At 34.6% G+C, this 19,479-nt stretch carries 17 protein-coding genes, 1 pseudogene and 1 riboswitch; of the genes and pseudogenes, 6 read left to right on the top strand and 12 right to left on the bottom strand.

Annotation, left to right across the window (positions count from 1 at the left end; all coding sequences use genetic code 11):
- Positions 1 to 196 precede the first annotated feature (196 nt).
- The 7 genes and pseudogenes from arcC to BTOYO_RS28325 form a co-directional block, all read right to left on the bottom strand.
- The gene (gene arcC, locus BTOYO_RS15540; RefSeq protein WP_000113957.1) at positions 197 to 1,159 is read right to left on the bottom strand and encodes a carbamate kinase; all 963 of its coding nucleotides are present in this window, start codon (positions 1,157 to 1,159) and stop codon (positions 197 to 199) included.
- Between the two features lie 37 nt (positions 1,160 to 1,196).
- Positions 1,197 to 2,612 carry an arginine-ornithine antiporter gene (gene arcD / locus BTOYO_RS15535; protein ID WP_000503405.1) on the bottom strand — a complete coding sequence of 472 codons (1,416 nt, stop codon included), beginning with the start codon at positions 2,610 to 2,612 and terminating at the stop codon, positions 1,197 to 1,199.
- 99 nt (positions 2,613 to 2,711) lie between these two features.
- Positions 2,712 to 3,710 (bottom strand): ornithine carbamoyltransferase, encoded by a 999-nt coding sequence (gene argF, locus BTOYO_RS15530; RefSeq protein WP_000930305.1) that lies wholly within the window; start codon positions 3,708 to 3,710, stop codon positions 2,712 to 2,714.
- Positions 3,711 to 3,740: 30 nt separating this feature from the next.
- The gene (gene arcA / locus BTOYO_RS15525; RefSeq protein ID WP_000682324.1) at positions 3,741 to 4,973 is read right to left on the bottom strand and encodes an arginine deiminase; all 1,233 of its coding nucleotides are present in this window, start codon (positions 4,971 to 4,973) and stop codon (positions 3,741 to 3,743) included.
- Between the two features lie 269 nt (positions 4,974 to 5,242).
- Positions 5,243 to 5,692: an arginine repressor gene (argR, locus tag BTOYO_RS15520; protein WP_000711836.1), complete on the bottom strand. Its 450-nt coding sequence runs from the start codon at positions 5,690 to 5,692 to the stop codon at positions 5,243 to 5,245.
- Positions 5,693 to 5,845: 153 nt separating this feature from the next.
- Positions 5,846 to 6,772 (bottom strand): methyl-accepting chemotaxis protein, encoded by a 927-nt coding sequence (locus BTOYO_RS15515; protein WP_406565772.1) that lies wholly within the window; start codon positions 6,770 to 6,772, stop codon positions 5,846 to 5,848.
- Positions 6,773 to 6,835: 63 nt separating this feature from the next.
- Positions 6,836 to 6,973: pseudogene (locus BTOYO_RS28325) on the bottom strand (HAMP domain-containing protein); the annotation flags it as partial.
- A gap of 375 nt (positions 6,974 to 7,348) precedes the next feature.
- Here BTOYO_RS28325 and BTOYO_RS15510 point away from each other — a divergent pair.
- The 3 genes from BTOYO_RS15510 to BTOYO_RS15500 all read left to right on the top strand — a co-directional run bounded on the left by BTOYO_RS15510 (position 7,349) and on the right by BTOYO_RS15500 (position 9,773).
- On the top strand, positions 7,349 to 8,071 hold the full coding sequence (locus BTOYO_RS15510) for an amino acid ABC transporter ATP-binding protein (protein ID WP_000616930.1): 723 nt from the start codon (positions 7,349 to 7,351) through the stop codon (positions 8,069 to 8,071).
- Between the two features lie 121 nt (positions 8,072 to 8,192).
- A complete protein-coding gene (locus BTOYO_RS15505) occupies positions 8,193 to 8,987 on the top strand; it encodes an ABC transporter substrate-binding protein (protein ID WP_000728039.1) in 795 nt (264 codons plus the stop codon).
- A 93-nt stretch (positions 8,988 to 9,080) separates the two neighbouring features.
- A complete protein-coding gene (locus BTOYO_RS15500) occupies positions 9,081 to 9,773 on the top strand; it encodes an amino acid ABC transporter permease (RefSeq protein WP_000461553.1) in 693 nt (230 codons plus the stop codon).
- Positions 9,774 to 9,825: 52 nt separating this feature from the next.
- Here the strand turns inward: BTOYO_RS15500 and desB are convergent, their stop codons facing one another.
- A complete protein-coding gene (desB, locus tag BTOYO_RS15495; protein ID WP_000661221.1) occupies positions 9,826 to 10,911 on the bottom strand; it encodes a Delta(10) desaturase DesB in 1,086 nt (361 codons plus the stop codon).
- A 581-nt stretch (positions 10,912 to 11,492) separates the two neighbouring features.
- Between desB and BTOYO_RS15490 the strand changes: the two genes are divergently transcribed.
- Together BTOYO_RS15490 and BTOYO_RS15485 are read left to right on the top strand one after the other, a co-directional pair.
- Positions 11,493 to 13,019 carry an FAD-dependent oxidoreductase gene (locus tag BTOYO_RS15490; RefSeq protein WP_000199981.1) on the top strand — a complete coding sequence of 509 codons (1,527 nt, stop codon included), beginning with the start codon at positions 11,493 to 11,495 and terminating at the stop codon, positions 13,017 to 13,019.
- A gap of 142 nt (positions 13,020 to 13,161) precedes the next feature.
- Complete coding sequence (locus BTOYO_RS15485; RefSeq protein ID WP_001183103.1) at positions 13,162 to 14,463, top strand: MFS transporter; 1,302 nt, start codon at positions 13,162 to 13,164, stop codon at positions 14,461 to 14,463.
- Positions 14,464 to 14,579: 116 nt separating this feature from the next.
- Here BTOYO_RS15485 and BTOYO_RS15480 read toward each other — a convergent pair whose 3' ends face one another.
- Both BTOYO_RS15480 and BTOYO_RS15475 read right to left on the bottom strand, forming a co-directional pair.
- Positions 14,580 to 15,362 (bottom strand): nucleotidyltransferase domain-containing protein, encoded by a 783-nt coding sequence (locus tag BTOYO_RS15480; RefSeq protein ID WP_001208227.1) that lies wholly within the window; start codon positions 15,360 to 15,362, stop codon positions 14,580 to 14,582.
- A 111-nt stretch (positions 15,363 to 15,473) separates the two neighbouring features.
- The gene (locus BTOYO_RS15475; protein WP_000147480.1) at positions 15,474 to 16,583 is read right to left on the bottom strand and encodes a PRK06851 family protein; all 1,110 of its coding nucleotides are present in this window, start codon (positions 16,581 to 16,583) and stop codon (positions 15,474 to 15,476) included.
- A 150-nt stretch (positions 16,584 to 16,733) separates the two neighbouring features.
- Positions 16,734 to 16,846, top strand: a riboswitch (SAM riboswitch).
- An 85-nt stretch (positions 16,847 to 16,931) separates the two neighbouring features.
- Between BTOYO_RS15475 and BTOYO_RS15470 the strand changes: the two genes are divergently transcribed.
- Positions 16,932 to 17,564 carry a cyclase family protein gene (locus tag BTOYO_RS15470; RefSeq protein WP_000862990.1) on the top strand — a complete coding sequence of 211 codons (633 nt, stop codon included), beginning with the start codon at positions 16,932 to 16,934 and terminating at the stop codon, positions 17,562 to 17,564.
- Between the two features lie 28 nt (positions 17,565 to 17,592).
- On the opposite strand, the gene BTOYO_RS15465 is transcribed toward BTOYO_RS15470, so the two are convergent.
- A complete protein-coding gene (locus BTOYO_RS15465) occupies positions 17,593 to 17,973 on the bottom strand; it encodes a hypothetical protein (RefSeq protein ID WP_000424106.1) in 381 nt (126 codons plus the stop codon).
- A 230-nt stretch (positions 17,974 to 18,203) separates the two neighbouring features.
- Positions 18,204 to 19,430 (bottom strand): ATP-binding protein, encoded by a 1,227-nt coding sequence (locus tag BTOYO_RS15460; protein WP_001046090.1) that lies wholly within the window; start codon positions 19,428 to 19,430, stop codon positions 18,204 to 18,206.
- Between the last annotated feature and the right edge of the window lie 49 nt (positions 19,431 to 19,479).

Genomic DNA, 19,479 nt, shown 5'->3' with positions numbered 1-19,479 from the left:
TTCCCTCTCTCTTGCTGTATGTTGGAGCGAAAAATCAAGAAAGCGTATTCAAATTTAATTTTATCATAATTAACTTATATATTCAGATTTCATCATGAAAACTTTATGAACAATGAGTACAAAAAATATTAATACATAAAAAGAATGAAGTTACTAACTCCATTCTTTTTTACTAATAAATAGCGTACATAATTATTTAAACATACATGCATACATTCTGTTTAGAAATAATAGTACCAGCTTTTTCTTCTAGTGCTTCATATACTTTTTCTAAAGACGTAATAATTGTTTTTCTTTTTGGATTTGTATTAACAAAATTAATAGCAGCTTCAATTTTTGGAAGCATACTTCCCGCAGCAAATTGTTGTTCTTCCATGTATTCTTCTAATTGATTCACTGTGACATGCTCTAATTTCTTTTGATTCAGTTGATTATAATTTACATACACATGATCAACTGCAGTTAAAATTACGAGCGTATCGGCATCTACTAATTCAGCTAATTTCTGCGCAGCGAAATCTTTATCGATAACCGCTTCAGTTCCTTTTAACCCTTCTTCAGAATCAATTACTGGAATTCCACCACCACCAACAGCTATCACTATATTTCCATCCTCAACTAAAGAATTAATTACTTTATGTTCATGAATACTTACAGGCTTCGGTGATGGAACAACACGTCTCCACCCTCTGCCAGCATCTTCTTTAAACACTGCTTTTGTTTCTTCCATTAATCTTCTGGCCTCTTCTTCTGTATAAAAAGGACCAATTGGTTTAGTTGGATTTTTAAATGCCTCATCTTTTTCATCCACGACAACGCGTGTTATAACCGTTGCTACGTCTTTTTTTATATTCCTTTTTTTCAATGCCTTTTCAATCGCATTTTCCATCCAATATCCAATCATCCCTTGGCTCATTGCACCACAAGTATCTAATGGCATTGCAGGTGTCTTTTCCGTTTCTGCAGCTTTTTGCTGTAATAAAATATTTCCCACTTGTGGACCATTTCCATGCGCAATTACTATATCTACATCATTTTCCATTATTTTCACAAGTTGTTCCGCTGTTTTTTCTAACGCTTCTTGCTGTGCTCCCGCAGTAGCTTTTCCAGACTGTATCGCATTTCCCCCTAGTGCAACTACAATTTTTCTTCGTGCCATATTTCAGCCCTCCAGTTGATTTCGATTTCACAACGCTTTATAAAGTAATACTGCCTGTAATTAATCCATAAATCGCAAAGAATGCTAAAGCACCAATTGCTACCGATGATGCTAATTCCACTCGAGTAAATATTTGCTTCGAACTCTTTTGCCTTTGAACATTGTAAAAAATAAAAATACCTGGCGCATATAAAGTCATTGTTAATAATAAATACTCTAAACCAGCTGCATAAACTAACCACACACCGTACATACTTGCTATCAAACCAATTATTATATTTTTATTTCGATCCGCTTCTTCAGACTTTAAGCTATGCTTCAGTTGATAAAATGCTGAAAAAGCATATGGGATTAAAATAGCTGAAGATGCTAATGAGAATGCAAAGTTATACGCCTGATCGGAAACGACGAATGTTAATAAGAACATTTGAATTAAGCCATTTGTTATCCATAATGAATTTATTGGAGCTTTATTTTTATTTTCTTTTGCAAACCATTTTGGAAATACTCCGTCTTTAGCCGCCAAATACGGAATTTCAGATGCGAGTAAAGTCCAACCTAACCAAGCACCTAATACAGAGATAACTAAACCTAAATTAATAAAGATAGCACCCCATTTTCCAACAACACTTTCAAATAAATAAGCCATAGACGGATTTTTTAAATTAGCAATATCTGCTTGCTGCATAAGTCCAAGAGACAGTAATGTAATTAAAATGTAAATGATGAGTGTACCAATTAAGCCAATAACCGTTGCTTTCCCTACATCACTTCTATTTTTTGCTCGACTTGATAAAACAACAGCCCCTTCTACCCCAATGAACACCCATAAAGTTACAAGCATTGTACTTTTAACTTGGCTGCCAACTGCTCCCCATGAAAAAGAACCAGTTTGTCCCCAAAATCCATCTAGGAACGTATCAATATGAAACGCGAAGATTCCTATAACAATAAATACAAATACAGGTACTAATTTTGCGATTGTAGTTACTAAATTCACAAGTGCTGCTGATTGAACTCCACGTAAAATTAACATGTGAACACACCATAATAATACGCTTGCACCAATAATGGATGCTACATTTTGACCGCCCTCAAAGATTGGGAAGAAATACCCTAATGAAGAAAACAATAATGTGCCGTAAGCTACATTACCAAGCCAGGCAGATAGCCAATATCCCCACGCACTATTAAATCCCATAAAATTCCCAAATCCTGCTTTTGCATAACTAAAAATACCACCATCTAAATCTGGCCGTTTTACAGTTAGATTTTGAAAAGATAATCCAAGCGCAATCATCCCAATTCCTGTTATAACCCAACCAATAATAATGGCTCCAGCACCAGCACCTTTTGCCATATCACTTGCTAAATTAAATGCTCCACCGCCAATCATAGACCCCACTACAAGCGCCGTTAATGTAAACAACCCTAATTTCTTATCTTCACCCATTCCACTCACCTCTCTTTAATTGCAATAACAATACGAAAGCAATAGTGAATGATAGTGTCTAAAGGAGGAGAAAGAAGAAAGGAAGACCCCCTTTCTTCTTTACTCCATGTTTCCTAAAGTAGCTGCCATAACCGCTTTAATTGTATGCATTCTATTTTCAGCCTGATCAAATACTTTTGAATGTTTACTGCGGAATACTTCGTCAGTTACCTCCATTTCTCTCAGCCCATATTTCTCATAAACTTCCTCACCATACATCGTTTCAACATCATGGAATGCGGGTAAACAATGTAAGAAAATCACGTTTTCATTCCCTGTTTCTTTAATCATTTTCATATTTACTTGATAAGGTTTCAATAACTCGACACGTTCAGCAAATTTTTCTTCTTCTCCCATAGACACCCATACATCTGTATAAATTACATCTGCATTTGCAACAGCTTCTTCCACATTACTTGTTATCATTACCTGTTCATTATATTTTTTTGCTAAATCAATTACTTCTTGCTCTGGCCATAAAGATTCCGGTGTACAAATACGTACATCCATTCCAACAATCGCTCCACCAACTAGTAAGCTATTAGCAACATTATTTCGTCCATCTCCAACGTAAACAAGCTTCACATTTTTTAATTTCCCTACATGTTCTCTAATTGTTAATAAATCTGCAAGTGTTTGTGTTGGATGCCACATATCTGTTAATCCATTCCAAACCGGTACACCAGAATTTTGTGCTAAAGATTCTACAGTTTCATGATTAAATCCACGAAACTCAATTCCGTCAAACATACGTCCTAACACTTTTGCTGTATCCTCTACGGATTCTTTTTTTCCAAGCTGAATATCACCTTTCCCTAAATATTCAGGGTTCGCACCTAAATCTGTACATGCTACTGTAAATGCACATCGCGTACGAGTAGAGGTTTTTTCAAATAATAGCGCTACATTTTTACCTTCTAAATAATGATGTGAGACACCGTTTTTCTTTTTCTCTTTTAATTCTGCTGCTAAATCTAGAAAATATAATAATTCTTCTTGTGTAAAATCTTTTTCAGCTAGAAAACTTCTTCCTTTTAAATTTGGTCTAGTCATTAACATACTTCATCCCTACTTTCTCCGTTATTTATACTAAATATCTTTACGAACAATTGGCATACTCATGCAACGTGGACCCCCACGCCCACGAGATAATTCCGAACTTAGCACCTCAATGACTTCTATACCATGTTCCCGCAATAACGTATTGGATACATAGTTGCGATCATATGTAACAACTACACCTGGCGCAATTGCTAATGTATTAGAACCATCATTCCATTGTTCACGAGCGGAAGCAATTGCATCTCCTCCTCCACAAGGAATAAGAACTAATTCACTTAAACCTAATACCTCTTTTAATGCTTCCATTAAAGAAGTGCGATGTGTAATTTTAAGAGTTTCCACATCTGGACCTTTTTCTAAAATATAAATATTCATATTTCCTTTTGGCCCTTGAATGGCTGGGTGAATTGTAAACTTGTCATAATCAACCATTGTAAACACTGTATCTAAATGCATAAATGCTCGGCATTTTGGAATTTCTATTGCTAACACTTTCTTAATTTTATTTTGTCGACTAAAAAGATTTTTAGCTAAACGTTCAATTGCTTTAGCTGACGTACGGGCAGATACTCCAATTGCAATTGTTTCTTCATTTAAAATTAGCTCATCGCCACCTTCAATTGGAAACTTATAATCACGATCTAGCCAAATTGGCACATTGTGATTTGCAAATCTTGGATGATATTTAATGATGTACTCCATGAATAATGATTCACGTCTACGCGCCGGTTCTCTCATCTTATTTATCGTTAATCCATCGCCCACGCTAGCTGCTGGATCACGAGTAAAATATAAATTAGGCATTGGGTCTAAGTAAAACGGATAATGATCTTCCATTAATTCATATAAATGTGTCTTCTTACTTGTTTCAATCTCGTTTTTCCGTACACCACCCATAATTTTTTGAATTAATTCTTCATTTGAAAAGGAAAGTAAATATTCTTTTAAAGTTTGATGTGCAACATTTACGTCAGCCTGTCCTTCTTCTAAAATACGATCAACAAATTCTTCTCGAAGTTTTTTATCTACTAATGCCTCAGCAGCTAGTTTTTCTAAATAAAGAACTTCAACACCCCGATTGCGTAATGTTTGTGCAAAATAATCATGCTCTTTTTGAATAATTGGTAAGTATGGAATATCGTCAAATAATAATTGTTGCAAATAATCTGGCGTTAAGTTTTCCACTTCTTTACCAGGTCGTTTTAATAAAACTGTTTGTAATTCCCCAATCTCTGAAGTAACATGTATCGGATGCTTCATTTGTTGTACCTCCTTTTAAATATGTTTGATGTCTTACAAGTACATAATAAATGCTACGCGCCTTCATCTTTGTGAAAGCATCCACATTATCATTGTGAAATATTAAACAAGTTATTTTTTTAAAATCATATGAATTTGTATTTTTATAACACTTCATCCCGATTTTTCAATAAAAAAACACATATATTACGCATATATGTTGAATATTTAACTTCCGTATTTAAACAAAAATCCTGTTTTTAATTTTTATTAAAAACAGGATTTTGCATCTAAATAATTAAATTTAACCTTTCTTCTAAAATCTCCCTATCTGATTTTGACTGAGAAATGATAAGGCATGTATCATTTCCACATACACATCCTATTTTTTCTTTCCAATCTAGCTCATCAAACAAAACACCAATAACATGTGCATTACCGGGTAATGTTTTAATAACCATTAATTGATCTACACAATCAATTTTTACAACAACCTCTCGTAATTTTTTCTTTAACTTTATATCAGTTTGTAAATGCTCTTCTGAGAAAAATTTATATATCATTAATCCTTCTTGAGAAGGTACCTTCGTTAAATTTAACTCACGAATATCTCGAGAAACTGTAGCTTGTGTTACTAATACATCTTTTTTTGCTAACAATTCTACTAATCTTTCTTGCTTCTCTATTTCATACTCCTTTACAAATTGTTTAATTAATCGTTGTCTTTTTTCTTTTTTCATAAAAGACACCCCTTTTAATATTATAGCTCGCTATAATTTTCATCCGAAAGGGACAGAAAAGAATGTTGCGGAAACGTTCATAGTTTATACTTTTTAACTGTAGATATTAAATCTAGCTAAAAAAAGGGAAGAACAGCATTCTGTTCTTCCCTTTTACATTGAAAACCGTTCAATTGTTTGTTTTAAATCCGCTGATTGTTTCTCTAAGTCTTTTAATAATTGATCGATTGCTATCATATTTTTAGACTGTTGCAACGTCACACGTGCCACTTCTTGTGAACCAGCTGACGTTTCTTCCGCAATTGCTGCTACAGCCTTTGTTTGTGCTCCTGTTTGATAAATGTGATTCACTTGTTCATTCATATAATTACTAATTTGCTTAGTTGCATCGGCTACTTCCATAACACTTGATGACATTTCTTTTAAAATTAATTCTGTAGCTTCTCCGCGTTTTGCCTCTTCTTTAGCTGTCTTCACCTGCTCTGTCATTTTCAATGCGACTTGCTGTACTTCATCTTGCATATTCCGTAATAACTGCGATATGTTTCTTGCGGAATGATCACTTTCATCAGCAAGTTTACGTACTTCTTCTGCTACAACCGCAAAGCCCCTTCCATGCTCTCCTGCACGAGCTGCCTCAATAGAAGCGTTGAGTGCTAATAAATTTGTTTGGCTAGCAATCTCACTCACAACAGAAACAATGTGTTCAACTTGTTTCATTCGCTCTTCTAATTTCTGTACATTTTCCATCGAATCTTCATTTTCTCTCGCCAATGTTTGAATACCTTGAATTAAAGAAGTAAAGACACGTGTACTTTGTCCTAAAGCTTGAACCATTTCTGAAGACAACTCGTCAGACTGTTTTGCTTTTCCTTCTACTTCATTTGCAATAGAAGTCGTTGTATCAACAGTAGAAACGATCGCTTGAATCGATGCTGCTGATTGCTCGGCACCGGAAGAAATCTCCGCAAGGGTTTCAGACACACCTTGTGCTTGCTTTGTCGCTTCACCTGTTTGTTTTCTAATTTGCTGAACTTGATTATTTGTATACGAAAATGTAGTATCGATATTTTTTACCATGCCCCTTAAGTTCCCTAGCATCATATTAAATGCAACACTTAAAGATTTTATCTCATCATCGGTCTTTGGCAATGGGACATCTTCACGAATATCACCTTCAGCCGCTTTCCTTGCTGCTTCTTCCAACTTTCGAAGTGGTTTAATTAAAAATATTGCTGCCCCATACGCTAAAATTCCAGACCATACTACACCTAATAACATAACGATAATATTATAAACAGTTTGACTTACATAACTTTGAAAATAATCATATATAACGTAAATGAAAATTAAACTTGTTGAATATGTAATGAAAGCTAGAATTGTAGTAAATAACATAAGCTGTATACGCAAGCCAAAGGAAAATGTTTTTCTTTCTTTTCCCATCTCTTCTTTCCCCCTTCTTATAAGCAATATAAGTACTACCTATATATTATTATCCATATTTTCGTTATAGAAAGATATAGTGATTTTAAAAATCATTATTTCTTTGAATATTAAATCCCCTGAAAAAAATAAAGGATTCTGACAATTTATGACTAATAACAGAAATAAGGGGCAACATTTGTAAAATATATTTTTGACTGGGGGTTTTGTATGATTCAAGTTCGAAATCTAGTAAAATCATTTGGCTCACTTGATGTTTTAAAAGGAATTGATTTAGAAGTAAAAGAAAAAGAAGTTGTTGTTTTAATCGGTGCCAGTGGTTCCGGCAAAAGTACATTACTTCGTTGTCTTAACTTTTTAGAAATGTACGATGAAGGTGAAATTCACTTACAAGGTGAACGAATTGATCCAAAGCATTCAAATTTAAACAAAGTCCGTGAAAATGTCGGTATGGTTTTTCAACACTTTAACCTCTTTCCTCATATGACCTCACTAGAAAACATCATAGAAGCACCTATTCACGTAAAAAAATTGGAAACAGCAGACGCGAAGGACGTTGGGAATCAACTCCTACAAAAAGTCGGCCTACAAGATAAGGCGGATGTAACTCCTCACCTACTTTCAGGTGGTCAAAAACAACGCGTTGCGATTGCACGAGCTCTTGCTATGAATCCTAAAATTATGCTATTTGATGAACCTACCTCAGCCTTAGACCCTGAACTCGTTGGAGAAGTATTGCAAGTTATGAAAGAACTTGCTGAAGAAGGAATGACAATGGTGATTGTTACTCATGAAATGAATTTCGCAAGAGATGTAGCTGATCGCGTCATCTTTATGGATGACGGAAAAATTGTAGAGGATGCTCCGCCAGCGCAATTCTTTTCAGCTCCATCACATGAACGAGTAAAACAGTTTTTACGTAACGTTTTATAATGTAACTTCTATTTCAAACGTAAAGAAATACATTCATACGGTGCACAACTAATTGTCCAAATAAAATATCTCGATAACATACTTAAAACCATCCGTATGATCAATATATAGGAGGGGTCTTATGAAAAAAAAACTATTAACCATTGTTGCGAGTATTACACTATGTACATCATTCATACTGGGAGCCTGTAGTAAGGAAAGCTCGACTACTTCATCAAATGGTGAAAAGGAATTTCGTTATGCGATGAGTGGATTATACAAACCTTTTAACTATAAAGAAAATGACGGAAAACTTGCCGGATTTGATGTAGAAATAGGTGAGGCGCTCGCGAAAAAGATGGGAATGAAACCCGCTCCTATTACAAATCCGTGGGAAACGCTAATTCAAGGTCTACAATCAAAAAAATATGATGCGATATTAGGAAGTATGGCCATTACAGAAGAACGATTAAAAGCTGTTAGTTTCTCAAACCCATATTATCGCTCTGGTGCCCAGATTTTCGTAGCTAAAAAGAATACGTCTATCTCTTCTCCAGAAGATTTGAAAGGAAAGAAAATTGGTGTTGTAAAAGCTAGTACCTTTAAAACTCTTGTTTCAAAACATACAGATCAAATTACAGAATACGATAGTGATATTACCGCTCTTATGGACTTAGAGCCTGGGCGTGTGGACGCAGTAATCACTGATCAAATGGTTGGTCTTCGAATGATTAAAGAAGGTAAATCAAATATAAAAGAAGCTGGAAAACCATTAAATCTTGATGAAATGGGAATTGCTATTCGCAAAGATGATAAAGAAATGGTTAAAAAAGTAAATAAAGCTTTAGATGAAATCATTAAAGATGGTACGTACGAAAAGATTAGTAAAAAATGGTTTGGTCGTAATATTCTTGGAGAAGAGGCAAAAACGAAGTAAGTTAACTATTCAAAGATTCCATAAATCATGCCCCACTTTTTATGTGGGGTATTTCATTCCCTACTAAAATCTATACACTATGAGGTGAAACGCATGTTTGAAATTTTTATCTCTACCTACCCCACACTCTTAAAAGCTACTATTGTCACATTACAATTAACATTAACTTCCCTAGTACTCGGCTCATTAATTGGATTACTATTCGCTTTCTTTCGAATCTCTAACAATAAAGTTCTAAATAGTATCGCTCATGTCTACATCGCCATTATTCGTGGTACACCTTTAATTGTTCAAATCGCAATTCTCTATTTTGGTATTACATCTGTTGTTGTGTTCACCCCTTTTTGGGCAGGAGCAATTGCTTTAGCAATTCATAACGGTGCATATATTACCGAAATTTTCCGTGGATCCATTCAATCCGTTGACCGTGGACAATTAGAAGCTGCTCGCTCTTTAGGCATGCCTTACCCTTTGGCGATGCGCCGAATTATATTACCACAAGCATTTCGTCTATCTCTTCCTCCTCTAGGTAATCAATTTATTATTGGATTGAAAGATTCCTCACTTGTTGCTTACGTAGGACTGTCCGAATTATGGGGATCGGGTTTATCAATTGCCGCAAGTAACTTCCAACAATTAGATACATATGTAATCGTTGGTTTATATTATCTCGTACTCGTTCTCCTATTTACTTATTTTGTTAACCTTTTAGAAAAACGATTACAGCGCAAAGAGACAAACTCTATCCAAGTCCATACAAAGAATAAAAAAGAAGTTTCTTTATAAAAAAAAGCAAGCCTGAGATGGCTTGCTTTTTCACTGCAAAATATATCAAATTTTACTGATTTACTTTTTTAATACTCTCTTTTTCTTCTATATGTTCCTCACGATATGAAATATTATGAGGGTCTAATCCATTTCCTAAAGAACCGTAGAAATGTTCTCTATGCGGATCAACTAATTCACTTCCGTGATAATACACACGTGGTGTATTCCAAAGTGCTGCCAATGCTTTTGTCATCGGCATTTCGTGATAACGTTCCGGCCACATTTCTTTAATCTTCTCTTTTACTAACGGATAGTATTTAGAGCTCATAGCAGGGAACAGATGATGTTCTGTATGATACGAGAAATTGAAATGTAAAACGTCTACCCAGCGCGGCACTGTTACTGATAAACAGTTTGCTAACGGATCATTTACTGGAACAATTGGATTTAAGCGGTGATTTGTTGCGATATATGCCATTACAATAAAGTTAGCAATTAACAACGGAATCACATATGCAAATAACCATTTTCCAGGTCCCATAATAAATAATAAACTAATCCAAACTGTCCAAGGCAAAAGAAGTTGAAGCCATACAGATTTTTGATTCGATGACTTAAATTCTTTTATAAAATGAAAGAACATTCGAGTTGAATGCAATGTAAATTGAATTGTTAGTGACAGGAAACTAAAGAATGAACGTACATGAAGAGGCATACGATATACCCAACTTAAAAACTTACTTTTTTTAAGCTTCTCAAGTGTCGGCCATGCATCTGGATCATTCTCTTCATGCTGTGTATGAACATGATGAGTTGCATTATGCCACTTTCTCCAAAGTTTTGGTCCTGTTGATAATGGCATAAATGCAATCGCGCCTAAGAAATCACGAAGCCATGCCTTTCTTACAACAGTTCCATGTAAAATTTCATGCCCTAAAAATCCAAGTGAAGCAAAACATAATCCAAGAACAATCGCAATTCCTAGATTCGCCCACACATTCAATTCAAATACACCAATCGATATTAACCCCGCCAATGCCACAAGCAAATAAGCCAGTCCACCAAATAAACGAGTAGGCACTGGTTTAAATGCTTTTTTCGGCAAATGTGGTGATACACGTGCTGCATACCACCCAAACGTATGAAGCTCCTTCATCCTTTTGCTCCTTTCTTATGCCGCGCCTTGCGCAACTTACATATATCAATTCTTGCTTCCAGATTGATTTTACTAGATGATCCAAAAAGCATCTATTATAAGGAAAATATACTCACTCTATCGTCACTTATTTTTCGCTTTTATTATCAATGAAAAACATTTCTCTTTTTACTCTCTATCAACCTTTCCACATGATGAATCATAACAATAGAATTTCTATATTGTCAACACCTTTTATGACCTAGTAATAAAAGGTGGTTATATTTTTATAATCATACTTTATTTCACTAAAGAAAATGTATAGATTCCATAAGGATTTACCCACTATATATAGACATTTTCTTAAACGCCATAGACTCTATCTCATTCAATAACTCCCTATGTAATCAACAAACAGAATCACTTGAATTTAGTTTTATATAAATCCTACCACTTCATAATGCCCCATCTAATTAATTATATTAAAATAATTTATAACCTCTTTTAATAAAAATAGACTACTTCTAAAACAACACACATGAATTTCATATATTATGGAAATATTAAAAGGAAAATTGTTCTAAAATCAGGAGGTTTCCGCAATGACAAGTGATACATTTCCACAACTGCCGCTATCTTATTGGATTGAATCTACTCAGTTTCCTACTTTCCCTCGTTTATCCGAAAATATAAAGACAAAAGTTGCTATTATCGGTGCTGGTATTACAGGTATTACTACTGCCTATTTACTTGCAAAAGAAGGCATCGATGTTGTTTTAATTGATTCTGGTCGTATTTTAAACGGAACGACTGGGCATACAACAGCAAAAGTAACAGCACAACATGATCTTATTTACGATGAATTAATAAATCATTTCGGTGTGGAAAAAGCCAGGCTTTACTATGAATCAAATAATCATGCTCTACAATTCATAAATGACACTGTGCAAACATATAAAATCGACTGTAATTTTTCAAATGAAGATTCATACTTGTATACAACTACTGATAACGGTTTAAGAAATTTATCGAAAGAATATGAAGCTTATCAAAAATTAAATATACCTTGTGACTATGTTCAATCTCTATCGATTCCTATTCCAGTACAATCTGCACTTGTAATGAAAAATCAAGCGCAATTCCACCCCCTCCTTTATTTGAAAACACTTTTAGAAAAGTTTGTGGAGATGGGAGGAAAGGTCTATGAACAAACAACAGCTATGGATGTGGAAAAAGGAGATTATCCACAAGTAATTACAAAAGAGGGGCATCGCATCACTTGTGAATATGTCGTCTCTTGTTCTCACTTTCCTTTTTATGATGCGAATAGCTTTTTCTTTACGCGAATGTACGCAGAACGCTCCTATGCTCTTGCAATAAAAGCAAAAACAGATTATCCAGGTGGCATGTATTTAAGTATTGATGATCCAAAACGCTCCTTACGCTATATAACAAACAATGGAGAAAAGTTGATTTTGATTGGCGGAGAGAGCCATAAAACGGGACAGGGAATAAATACGATGCTTCATTATGAAGCACTCTATTCTTTTGCTGAAGCAACTTTTGGATTAGATGAAGTTCCCTATAGATGGTCAGCGCAAGATTTGATTACGCTAGACAAGCTCCCTTATATCGGACATATTAACGAAAGCAATCCAAATATATTTGTTGCAACTGGATATCGCAAATGGGGAATGACAACAGGAACTGCTGCAGCTCATTTACTGAAGGATTCCATTCTAAAAGTCCACAGCCCATATAAAGAGCTGTTTGCACCATCACGCTTTCATGCAAATCCAGATATAAAAACATTCCTTTCTCAAAACATTGATGTTGCTAAACATTTAATTGAAGGGAAACTTGAAACTGCATTACGTAAACCAGAGGATCTTGAAGTTGGCGAAGGATCCGTTGTACATGTCAACGGTAAACGAGCAGGTGCTTATAAAGATAAAGAAGGAAAACTACATATCGTCGATACGACTTGTACACACCTCGGCTGTGAAGTTGAATGGAATAACGGTGATTGTACTTGGGATTGTCCTTGCCACGGTTCTCGTTTTTCAATTGATGGCGATGTTATGGAAGGGCCAGCAGATCAACCATTAAAACGAGTTGATAACGAATAAAAAAACAAAGAAGTTCAACAAGAATCCTGTTGAACTTCTTTGTTTTTCATGACACCTTTTCATATAAATTTCGACATAAGAAGGGGAATATTAACAGTAAATAAAATAATATATTCATCTACAAATAAAAGGGGTGAATACTATGCAACCTTCTGCTCCACCTCATCTAGAATCTACAGAAACTATCTTTTCAAGCTCTATTACAAAACTTGTTGTTTTTATTTGTTGGCTCGCCATTCTAGCTGACGGATATGATTTAGGTATTTACGGTGCCGTTCTGCCAAAGCTTTTAGAAGACAACAGCTGGGCACTATCACCAGCTCAAGCTGGAACAATTGCCAGCTATGCTCTATTTGGGATGTTTATTGGCGCTATTCTAATCGGAACCATTACAGATTTAATTGGACGAAAGTGGACACTTATATGCTGTTTAGCTCTTTTTTCTATCACAATGGGCTTAGCTGCAATTGCTCCTTCTCCTGAAGTATTTGGGCTATCTCGATTTATCGGAGGAATCGGATTAGGCGGTGTTATCCCAACGGCTTCCGCACTTACTGTTGAATATTCATCAAAAAAACGGCAATCTTTTATTTATGCTCTTATGTTTACCGGCTATCCTTTAGGTATCGTGTTAGGTGCTATTTTATCCATGTTTATGTTAGAAGATTTCGGATGGAGAATTATGTTTGGCATCGGAATGATTCCGCTACTCCTCATTCCTTTCATTATTCTTTATTTACCTGAGTCCATTCAATTTTTATTATCGCGGAATCGACAAGAAGAAGTGAACAAAATTCTTAATCGCTTTCAAATTGAATTCCATGTAAAAGATGAAATTTCTGAAGCACCATCTAATATACAAAAGAAAAATGGATTTCTTACGTTATTCTCAAAAGAATACATAAAAGCAACGCTACTTTTTTGGATCACTTATATAATGGGAATGTTTTTAATATACGGTTTAAATACTTGGTTACCACAGATGATGCGTCAGGCAGGATATCCTCTTGGATCTAGTTTATCATTTCTACTTATGCTAAATATTACTGCAGCTATCGGCGCATTATTTGCTGGGGCGATTGCCGATCGTATAGGAGCAAAAATTGTTATTAGCATCTCCTATCTTATGGCAGCCATATGTATTGGACTACTAACAATTAAACCATCTGTTACAATCATTTATCTTTTAATTGGTCTTGCTGGAATTGGATCAGTCGGTATTACTCAAATATTAAATGCTTATGTAACACAATACTTCCCATCACATATACGAGCTACCTCCTTAGGCTGGGGACTTGGACTTGGCCGAGTTGGTGCAATTGCTGGACCTATTCTTGTCGGTATTATTATGACAATGCAATATGACTTAGCATGGAATTTTTACTTATTCTCTTTTGCAGGTCTTATCGCAGCTATATCTGTTTTCTTTATTCCTACAAAATAAAGTGAAACTTTAATCAGTGTTGAGGTGCATCCCCAGCTGATTATTAGTCCACACCAATCAGGCGTTTACGGGCAGTAAGGCTCCCACAAATAGCGGGATAAAAAAAGAGCACAAATTTACTTGTGCTCTTTTTTATTTACTTCAAACAACATATTTCTAAATAGTGTATTCAAACTCTCAATATCAATCCCTAATCCCTTTTCAATCCCTTTCACGTATTGCTGATAATAATCAATTTGTTCTTCTAAAAATTGATTTAACACTTGAATTTTCAATCCAACATCTAATTCCGTACCCGCTTTTTTCTTTATTAACAACTTCTCAATCTCATTCAATACACTACGTTCTATAGATAGTTCTGTAATCAAACGATTAAATTCTACTGGAGGTAATGTCCCTTTCTCTTCTAGCCACTGACAAGCTAAAATAGGACGTAATACATAAAAGTACTTTTTCAACTTTACATTCTCGCCTTGCAAAAATTCACGATAATTTTTTGAAGCCATATGTAAGTAATGATATATCGTTGCTTTTGGATCAAAATTCTTTTCACTCATTTGCTGAAGCTGCTCTGGAAAGTTAGAGTTTTTCGAATAAAAAATTGGTGATCGAATCCACTCAAGTAAAGCTGGATTTGACTTCGCAAACAGTTGTAATGCCTTTTTAATATCCCAGCCACTTATATCTAAGTCATCACTAATTGGATATTCAATTACATCACGTTTATCATGAATTGATAAATACCATTCTACCGGATGTATATAAACAAACCTAACATCATAATCGCTATCTTTCGATGGAAATCCCCAAGCACGACTCCCCGATTCCACTGCAAATAAAATTTTCACATCATTCTCTTCTTCAATTCTTTCTAACTCTAATTCAATTTTTTCTCTCATTTCATACCATCCCCATTTTTTGATTATTTCCTTGGAAATTCGACAAATATACTATTAATTTTACTACACACTAAAATAACTGCCAGAATTTTTCTGACAGTTTAACAAAGACTATTTTTTCTTTTCAATTACAGTAGCGGTAATTCGTTCAAACTCTTTTTGAATTTCCTCTTTATATGCATCCACTTTTGAAAAATCCATGGCAGCAATATAAATTCGTTCTAATTTATCACGAACTGATTTTGCTTTTGCTAAGAAAGACATCGCCTCATTCATTTTTGCTTTATATTGAATGGAAACGTCACGAATTTCTGTAGCATACTTCTCATCCGTCCCCGGTTTAACAATAAGAGCATACATATCTATAATCTCATCACCCACGCGACTTGGAAAATATTCATGTGGTGCGGTACTATCAAAAATTGCAAATCCTAATTCTCTTACAATAACCATATCAAGACTATTCGGGTCAAATCCGCAATGATATACTTCAACGTCAAAACCTTTTTCTTCTGCTGCCTTCGATAACTTTTTGAGCATTGTTGATTTTCCAGAGCCCGGGCGTCCTTTTATAAAATAACGATGTGGCAATCCTTCTGTTAAATTAGGAACAAAATCAACTGCTCCTTTCGGTGTAGCAGCTCCTAAAAAACGATGTTTCACAATCGATTGTTGCCCCTTTTTATCTGCAAATAATTTCTGAATTAGCTGATCTGTTAGTTCATTTGCTTTATTAAAATCAATGTTATTAATATATATTTTCTCCCACTCATCATGTATAACTAATGCCTCTTTAAAACATCCGTAAGCAGATTTGAAAGCCTTGCTCGCTTCTGATACAAACCGTTCAATTTCTACCTTCTGCTTTCTTAATTTACCTGAGTCCCAAGCAACTCCTAAATTTATATACTCTTCAATAACTCCTGGCATTTTCGGCTCAATAACATGCGGTGATGTTCCATCAACAATTCCTACTTTTAATTTTGGAATAATCACCCCATCAACCGACTTATTATCAGAAGAACAATGCAAAAGCTCAATATCATATCCTTTTTCAACCCATTCACGACCTATTGCCTTAATTAAAGAAGATTTTCCCGTTCCTGGACCACCCTTTAAAATAAACAACCTATCTAGCCCTTTTAAATTCTCTTCGTATAAATTATGAAATCCTCTAGCTGTATTACCACCAGCATAATAATTTAACACATTCCCTGTCACTGCACTCACTCCTTCGCAACAGTCTACTTACATAAGCTACAATATGCGAGCAACTTTATTTGGGTGAACACCTAATTTGTATTGCATGAAAAAAGGAAATGAATTACAATTTAAATATCATGAATATTTCGAATTCCGAAACTGAATAAACCTTTATCAAGAGAGGCAGAGGGACCGGCCCTTTGAAGCCCAGCAACCTCAGTTTATAAGAACTGAATAGGTGCTAATTCCTGCAAAATGCATTGCATTTTGGAAGATAAAACGCAACTAGTATGTAAAGCCCATCTTTCTTGATCATGAAAGATGGGCTTTTTATTATTTGAAAAACATATATTGGAGGTATTTAAAATGAAAGTAATTGATCTATCACAAACGTTTGAAAATAATATGTCTCAATTTCCCGGAACACCAACAATCCAACTAGAAGCCATTACAAGCGTTGAAGAAACAGGATATCAAGTTACAGATTTCCATTCGGTCGTTCATGTCGGTACACATTGCGACGCTCCTGCGCATTTTATTTCTGGTGCAACAACGATTGATCAATTGCCCCTTGATCAGTTTGTAGGTGAAGCAGTTCTCATCGATGTCACTCATGTTCAAGAGAGAAAACTCCCTAAAGAAGTATTGCATAATGCCGACATAAAAAAAGACGATATTGTCATTTTCCATTCTAATCTATCTAATAAATGGAATACAGAAGCTTATGAGAAAGAAGCATTTTATCTTTCCGAAGAATTAGCTGAAGAACTAGTTGAATTAAAAGTAAAATCAGTCGGTTTAGATTTTATTTCTCCCGATGAGGTAACGACAGAAACATCACCCATTCATCACATACTGTTAGGCAATAATATTTTCTTAATTGAAAACTTAACAAATCTAGATGCTATTAAAGCGAAACGTTTCTTTTTCTCAGCAGCACCTTTAAAAATTAAAAATAGTGACGGTGCTTTCGCAAGGGCATTCGCTGTTATTTTTTAAAATATGGACTACAAAAAAGCAAAGATCATCACTGACCTTTGCTTCTATATTTTTTATTTACATTAAGGAAAAATTGTTCCAACCGGGGACGTACCCAAGCTAAATAATCTTTCTCTTTCTTCTTTGTACAAGCTATCTCTTCCCCATCTACCATTCCAACAAGTTCTAGCTCTAACAGTTGCCTCGTGAATGCTAGTATATTTACTTCTTCTGCTGGATACTCTTCTTTTAATTTCTCCTCAATTTCTCCCAATAAAAAACCGTCACGCATCATTGCCAATGCATCAATCCAAAGTGGCGGCATTTCATATTTTTCTCCTGTAATTGTATCTTTTACAATATAATTCTTTTGCTCTTTTCGAAATTGAATCGTGTGTAAGCATACAGTCGAATTTAATGTTAATTCCATCAATACCACCTCTTTCATCATATCTGCATAGAAAAAAGGATGCGCGGGCACCCCTTCTTTTCTTTTCATAACACTACCGAACCGTTACATGAGTAACCAATCTCATGTCGATATTTTCCTCCATTATAAACGAAGTATTTTATAAAAAAAACCCTTCTTGAAACATTTTATTAAATGTTTATATTTACACAAGAAGAACACTTTTCTGAAAAATATTTTCTTCTACTTCGCTACATCGTCGGTAAATAAATTTCCACTTTCGTTCCCACACCCATACTACTTTGAATCGTGATACTCCCTTGATGTTCTTTAATAATTTTATATGTAATCATTAAACCAAGCCCTGTACCATTCTCCTTCGTTGTGTAAAAAGCCTTTCCAATCTTCTCTAATTTTCCTGCCTCTATACCAAATCCTTGATCCTCGACAGCAATACACAAATACCCCTTAGTTTTTTCATATGCCCGAATATGAATATCCCCACCTTCTGGCATTGATTCTATTCCGTTTTTAATAATATTTAACAACACTTGTTTTAATTGTTTATCATCACCGTTTATAACGGGTAAGTTTCCATCTATTTGCAAATAAACTTTCACTTTATATTGACTCGCATAACTTTCCATTAACTGCACAACATATAAAAGGATTTCCCGTATGTTACACCATTCATAATTTGTTGGTTTCGGTTTTCCTAATAACATCAATTCGCTAACAAATCCGTTAATTCTCTCAATTTCTTGTAACATTATTTCATAGCTCATCATATCTTCAGGGTTTCTTTCTTTTTGCATTTGCGTAAACCCCTTCAAAGCCGTTAATGGATTTCGGATTTCATGCGCAATTGTTGTAGACATAGTCCCAATTACAGCTAAATTTTCCGTCTCTTTCATATTGTTCATCATTTCAACAACCGTTCTTACATAAGATTGAAATCGTTTCAACAAAGAATGTGAAATAATGAAATAGAATACACATAAGACAAGCGGAATCACAACTTTTAGATCTTGTAGTATCAATGTAAAAAGTACGTACTTTCCAATTACACTAAAGGAAACTAAATAAAAATATTTTCTGTTCACGAAAACCGGTGCAAATAAAATTAATAACATTTCTACCATACTACCATGTTCAAAAGCTCTATCCGTTCGCAAATAAATCATTAAATTATTTATAAGATTGATAAACATGTAGCCAAATAAAAATAAATATTTTATAGAATATACATAACCTCTTTTTTGAAGATACATTGAAATAGGGAATAATGCTATTACAAATATATATACGCCTATCCCAAGGCTTCCTTCTGGCCATCCTACCGTTGTTCCATTAATATTCATAGCAGGATATACAAAATAATATATAGCGTCATATGAAAAAAATATAATATAGAATAATAATATAAATACCTTTAAAGCTTTTCTTTCTTCATAAATCAAGCTCTTGTATTTGTTCATATAAAAACTCCCCTTGATCGATACGAAAAAAAATCCCCACCGTTATCTC

It is taken from the genome of Bacillus toyonensis BCT-7112, from assembly GCF_000496285.1.
In the GTDB taxonomy this organism is placed as follows: Bacteria; Bacillota; Bacilli; order Bacillales; family Bacillaceae_G; genus Bacillus_A; species Bacillus_A toyonensis.
This window is presented reverse-complemented; position numbering and strand designations above follow the sequence as displayed.

Bases quoted from the DNA above. Each gene is read 5' to 3' on its own strand.
- BTOYO_RS15485 (WP_001183103.1), top strand. From the start codon at position 13,162: ATGCAACCTTCTGCTCCACCTCATCTAGAATCTACAGAAACTATCTTT.
- BTOYO_RS15490 (WP_000199981.1), top strand. From the start codon at position 11,493: ATGACAAGTGATACATTTCCACAACTGCCGCTATCTTATTGGATTGAA.
- BTOYO_RS15460 (WP_001046090.1), bottom strand. From the start codon at position 19,430: ATGAACAAATACAAGAGCTTGATTTATGAAGAAAGAAAAGCTTTAAAG.
- arcD (WP_000503405.1), bottom strand. From the start codon at position 2,612: ATGGGTGAAGATAAGAAATTAGGGTTGTTTACATTAACGGCGCTTGTA.
- desB (WP_000661221.1), bottom strand. From the start codon at position 10,911: ATGAAGGAGCTTCATACGTTTGGGTGGTATGCAGCACGTGTATCACCA.
- BTOYO_RS15470 (WP_000862990.1), top strand. From the start codon at position 16,932: ATGAAAGTAATTGATCTATCACAAACGTTTGAAAATAATATGTCTCAA.
- arcA (WP_000682324.1), bottom strand. From the start codon at position 4,973: ATGAAGCATCCGATACATGTTACTTCAGAGATTGGGGAATTACAAACA.
- BTOYO_RS15505 (WP_000728039.1), top strand. From the start codon at position 8,193: ATGAAAAAAAAACTATTAACCATTGTTGCGAGTATTACACTATGTACA.
- BTOYO_RS15500 (WP_000461553.1), top strand. From the start codon at position 9,081: ATGTTTGAAATTTTTATCTCTACCTACCCCACACTCTTAAAAGCTACT.
- arcC (WP_000113957.1), bottom strand. From the start codon at position 1,159: ATGGCACGAAGAAAAATTGTAGTTGCACTAGGGGGAAATGCGATACAG.
- BTOYO_RS15465 (WP_000424106.1), bottom strand. From the start codon at position 17,973: ATGGAATTAACATTAAATTCGACTGTATGCTTACACACGATTCAATTT.
- BTOYO_RS15480 (WP_001208227.1), bottom strand. From the start codon at position 15,362: ATGAGAGAAAAAATTGAATTAGAGTTAGAAAGAATTGAAGAAGAGAAT.
- argF (WP_000930305.1), bottom strand. From the start codon at position 3,710: ATGTTAATGACTAGACCAAATTTAAAAGGAAGAAGTTTTCTAGCTGAA.
- BTOYO_RS15510 (WP_000616930.1), top strand. From the start codon at position 7,349: ATGATTCAAGTTCGAAATCTAGTAAAATCATTTGGCTCACTTGATGTT.
- BTOYO_RS15515 (WP_406565772.1), bottom strand. From the start codon at position 6,772: ATGGTAAAAAATATCGATACTACATTTTCGTATACAAATAATCAAGTT.
- argR (WP_000711836.1), bottom strand. From the start codon at position 5,692: ATGAAAAAAGAAAAAAGACAACGATTAATTAAACAATTTGTAAAGGAG.